This is a genomic window from Flavobacterium sp. (genome assembly GCF_031363805.1).
GTDB lineage: Bacteria > Bacteroidota > Bacteroidia > Flavobacteriales > Flavobacteriaceae > Flavobacterium.
Map to the genome: position 1 here is coordinate 1 of NZ_JANLVD010000238.1, position 4,391 is coordinate 4,391.

General features: G+C 31.1%; 5 protein-coding genes and 1 pseudogene. 2 read left to right on the plus strand and 4 right to left on the minus strand.

What is annotated here, in order from left to right; genetic code table 11:
* From RMN92_RS12395 to RMN92_RS12410, 4 genes and pseudogenes are all read right to left on the minus strand, one after another.
* A pseudogene (locus RMN92_RS12395) lies at positions 1–447 on the minus strand (tRNA (N(6)-L-threonylcarbamoyladenosine(37)-C(2))-methylthiotransferase MtaB); the annotation flags it as partial.
* Between the two features lie 77 nt (positions 448–524).
* A complete protein-coding gene (locus RMN92_RS12400) occupies positions 525–851 on the minus strand; it encodes a hypothetical protein (RefSeq protein WP_309609754.1) in 327 nt (108 codons plus the stop codon).
* Positions 852–853: 2 nt separating this feature from the next.
* On the minus strand, positions 854–2,029 hold the full coding sequence (locus RMN92_RS12405) for a GlmU family protein (RefSeq protein WP_309609755.1): 1,176 nt from the start codon (positions 2,027–2,029) through the stop codon (positions 854–856).
* Between the two features lie 160 nt (positions 2,030–2,189).
* Positions 2,190–2,444, minus strand: a complete 255-nt coding sequence (locus RMN92_RS12410) for a type B 50S ribosomal protein L31 (RefSeq protein ID WP_309609756.1) — start codon at positions 2,442–2,444, stop codon at positions 2,190–2,192.
* Positions 2,445–2,664: 220 nt separating this feature from the next.
* On the opposite strand from RMN92_RS12410, the gene RMN92_RS12415 reads away from it, so the two are divergent.
* Positions 2,665–3,195, plus strand: coding sequence for a DUF4199 domain-containing protein (locus RMN92_RS12415; RefSeq protein ID WP_309609757.1), 531 nt, complete (start codon positions 2,665–2,667; stop codon positions 3,193–3,195).
* Positions 3,195–4,151, plus strand: coding sequence for a glycosyltransferase family 2 protein (locus RMN92_RS12420; protein WP_309609758.1), 957 nt, complete (start codon positions 3,195–3,197; stop codon positions 4,149–4,151). Before RMN92_RS12415 ends, RMN92_RS12420 begins: the two co-directional genes overlap by 1 nt.
* Positions 4,152–4,391: the final 240 nt, after the last annotated feature.

Genomic DNA, 4,391 nt, shown 5'->3' on the forward strand with positions numbered 1-4,391 from the left:
TTTCAAAAAAGCACGAGTCCTGTCGCCAATGGAATAACTTCCTACATAAAAATCTGCTTCAGAAATTTCGCAAGAATGTATTTCGCCCATATCATTTTTGGACAAATCGTTTAAATAATCGGTAATTTTAAATTTTTCAGTAGCACCTAAAACCAAATCTACACCATTTACATCTGCCAATTCCTCAGGTTTTAGCTGTGCATAACAACCAACAGCGGCAACGAAAGCATTATTGTTAAGCTTCATTGCTTTTTTAACGACTTGTTTGAATTGCTTATCAGCATTTTCTGTGACTGAACAAGTATTGATTACATAAATATCAGCCAATTCCTCAAAATCAACGCGCTCAAAACCTTCATTTTGAAAAGTTCGGGCAATAGTAGATGTTTCTGAGAAATTCAGTTTGCAACCTAAAGTGTAGAACGCAACTTTCTTTTTAATTTCCATAAAATAAGTTCATTTTAAAAAATTAAGCCCTTTAAAATGAGGGTGCAAATTTACGTAGAATATTGGGTTCAAAAAAATTAATCTTCGGTAATTTTGCCAATATCATCAATCGAATCCATGACAACAACTTCGCTTTCCCATTTCTTTTGTAGAAAATAATAGGTTCCATAACAAGTAGCCAATCCAAAAGGTAGCGCAATAATTGACATCAATAAGTTGTTTTCCCAATCTATAATAAAATCTAAAATAACGGTTAAAAATCCTAAAATTAAACCCCCAATTAAAGTCCCAGCATAATATACAATTACACCAATTAGTCCGTAAACCCACTTTTTATGATTGTATTTAAAAGCTAAATCTGCAAATCTTTTCCAAATAAAATAAATTAATATAATTCCAATCATAATTACTCTTTTCTAAATTTTTTTGTTTCTTCAAAAATGTATTCCAATATTTTTTCGTCTTCATGAGTAAATTCAATATTTCGACGCAGCATGACCACTTTTGCTACTTCAAAAGCTTTTTTGGTCAAATAGGTTGTAAAACCAGAGGCACCACCCCAAGAAAAACTAGGAACAAAATTGCGTGGAAAACCAGAACCAAAAATATTGGCACTTACACCAACAACGGTTCCAGTATTGAACATGGTATTGATACCACATTTACTATGATCGCCCATCATTAGTCCGCAGAACTGCAATCCAGTTTTGGCAAAACCTTCTGTTTCATAGCTCCAAAGTCGAACTTCTTCGTAATTGTTTTTTAAATTTGAATTGTTGCTATCGGCTCCAATATTGCACCATTCTCCCAAAACTGAATTTCCTAAAAAACCATCGTGGCCTTTGTTTGAATAACCAAATAAAACAGAATTACTCACTTCGCCACCGATTACAGAATGTGGCCCAACAGTTGTTGCACCATAAATTTTTGCTGCCATTTTTACTCTTGCACCTTCACATAATGCGAATGGCCCACGTATGGCAGAGTTTTCCATGATTAATGTATTTTTCCCAATGTATATTGGACCAGTAGAAGCATTGAGCGTCACAAATTCGAGGGTTGCTCCTTCTTCAATAAAAATATTTTCAGGAGAAATTACGTTTACACTTTTTGGAATGGGTTGAGAGGTTCTATCTTCAGTAATCAATTCAAAATCTTCCCGAATAGCCAAATCATTTTTGGAAAAAATATCCCAAGTATTTTCAATTTTCAAACATTCTTGACTAAATTCCAAAATTTCGTAAGTATCAAAATCAACTTCTTCTTGAGAATCATTCGTAAAAAAAGCAATCACTTCATCATTTTGAAAAATAGCTTGGTTTGATTTTAGATTAGAAACCATTTCGGCCAATATATCGTTTGGTAGAAAAGACGCATTAATCATTACATTTTCTTCCAATTCTACCATTGGAAATTTTTCCATCAAATACTCTTCTGTCAATGTGGTGGTTGTGTTGCCCAAGTATTTTTCCCATTTTTCTCGAATGGTTAAAATTCCAACACGAATATCGGCTACTGGTCTAGTAAAGGTAAATGGCAACAAAGCATTCCGGACAGTTCCATCAAAAAGTATATAATTCATTTAGATTTCAGATTTCAGATTTCGAATTTCAGATTTATAACTAAAAATGAAACTTAAAATCATTTATTATGCTTTGTCAAAGTTACAAAGTTTTGAATAGGAATGAAAATAAAAAAGCCTTTCGAAATTGAAAGGCTTGTATAATAAAATCAAAGAGCAATTACTCTTTGGTAAATTTAGCATATTTGTTTTTAAATTTATCAATACGTCCTGCAGTATCAATAAGTTTAGATTTACCTGTGTAAAAAGGATGAGAAGTTCTAGAAATCTCCATTTTGAAAACTGGATATTCAACACCTTCGTGTGTGATTGTTTCTTTAGTTTCTACGGTAGATTTTGAGATAAAAACATCTTCATTTGACATGTCTTTAAATGCAACTAATCTGTAATTTTCTGGGTGAATTCCTTTTTTCATGGTAATTTTTTTATTTGTGGTTGCAAATTGTTTTGAGGCTTTTTATTCAAAAGGTATAAACGTTCTACAACTTTTTATTAATTATGTTTTAATATTTCAGGGTGCAAATGTACAACTATTTATTTTAAATCAAATGCTTGTGTAACTTTTTTTCGTTTAAAGTTACTTATTATAAATAATGTATAATTCATATATTTGTAAACAATTAAAAAAACATACAATGAACGAGATAATAAAAAAAAATGGGATAAACTATGGTATAATAACAGGCGTTGTATCTGTTCTAATTACAACATTAATTTATGTTATTGATATTAAATTATTTACAGCTTGGTGGATTGGGGTTTTAAGTATGGTTTTTTATATTATAATTTCATGCGTGTTGCTTTCAAAAACTAAGAAAGAATTGAAAGGAATTTATACGTTTAAAGAAGCTTTTACTACTTATTTCATATCCGCAATAATTGGAATTGCCATTTCGGTGACATTTAATATTATTTTGTTCAATTTTATTGATCCAGCAGCAAAAGATACTATAAAAGACCTTACAATGAAATATACTGCCGAAATGTTGCAAAAATTTGGCACGCCGACTTCCGAAATCAACAAAGCTATAACTGAAATTGAAAAAAATGATCAATTTGGGATTCTTGAACAATTAAAAGGATCAGTATTTGGTATTCTTTTCAGTTCAATATTTGGACTTATTCTTGCCGCTATATTCAAATCAAAACCTTCATACCAACAATAGTGAATATTTCAATCATCATTCCATTATTAAACGAACAAGAATCGCTGCCAGAATTGACTTCATGGATTGCCAAAGTGATGCAAGAAAATAATTTCACCTATGAAATTATTTTTATTGATGATGGAAGTACTGATAATTCTTGGGAAACTATTGAAAATTTATCGGAAGAAAATTCATTCGTAAAAGGCATTAGGTTTTTTAAAAATTATGGAAAATCTCAAGCTTTACACGCAGGTTTTGCAAAGGCTGAAGGTAATGTAATTATAACCATGGATGCAGATTTGCAAGATAGTCCAGATGAAATTCCTGAACTTTATAATATGATTATAAATGATAATTATGATTTGGTCTCCGGTTGGAAAAAGAAAAGATACGATAATGCTTTCACCAAAAATTTGCCCTCAAAATTATTTAATGCGGCTGCTAGAAAAACTTCTGGTGTGAAATTGAATGATTTTAATTGTGGATTGAAGGCTTATAAGAATGTAGTTATAAAAAATATTGAGGTTTCGGGCGAAATGCACCGATACATTCCAGTTTTGGCAAAAAATGCTGGTTTTTCAAAGATAGGCGAAAAAGTAGTTATCCATCAGGCTCGAAAATATGGTGAATCCAAATTTGGAATGAGTCGTTTTGTAAATGGATTTCTGGATTTAATTACCATTTGGTTTTTATCGAAATTTGGAAAAAGACCAATGCATTTATTTGGAGCTATGGGAACCATTATGTTTTTAATTGGTTTTCTATCCACTGTATATATTGGGTTTATAAAATTATATCGATTGTACCATGATTTGCCTTATAATTTAGTTACTAACAATCCTTGGTTTTTTATTGCTTTAACTACAATGATCATTGGAACACAATTATTTTTGGCTGGTTTTCTAGGAGAAATTATCTTAAGAACAAAAAATAATGAGGAACGCTATAAAATTTCGAAAGAGATTAATTTATAAAAAGTAATTCTTTATACGGCTACTAGCCCAGATTGCAGTGGAAATCCTGTCATTGCGAGGTACGAAGCAATCAAATCGTAAGATTGCTTCGTACCTCGCAATGACAGATTGCAACGGAAAGCTGGAATAGCTCCAAAAAAAAAGCTTAGAAAAGCTTAGAATGACAATAAAAAAATTTAAAAATGCATATAGAACAAAATATATTGGATGCGGTGAATATTTGGTTGACTCCCACTTTTG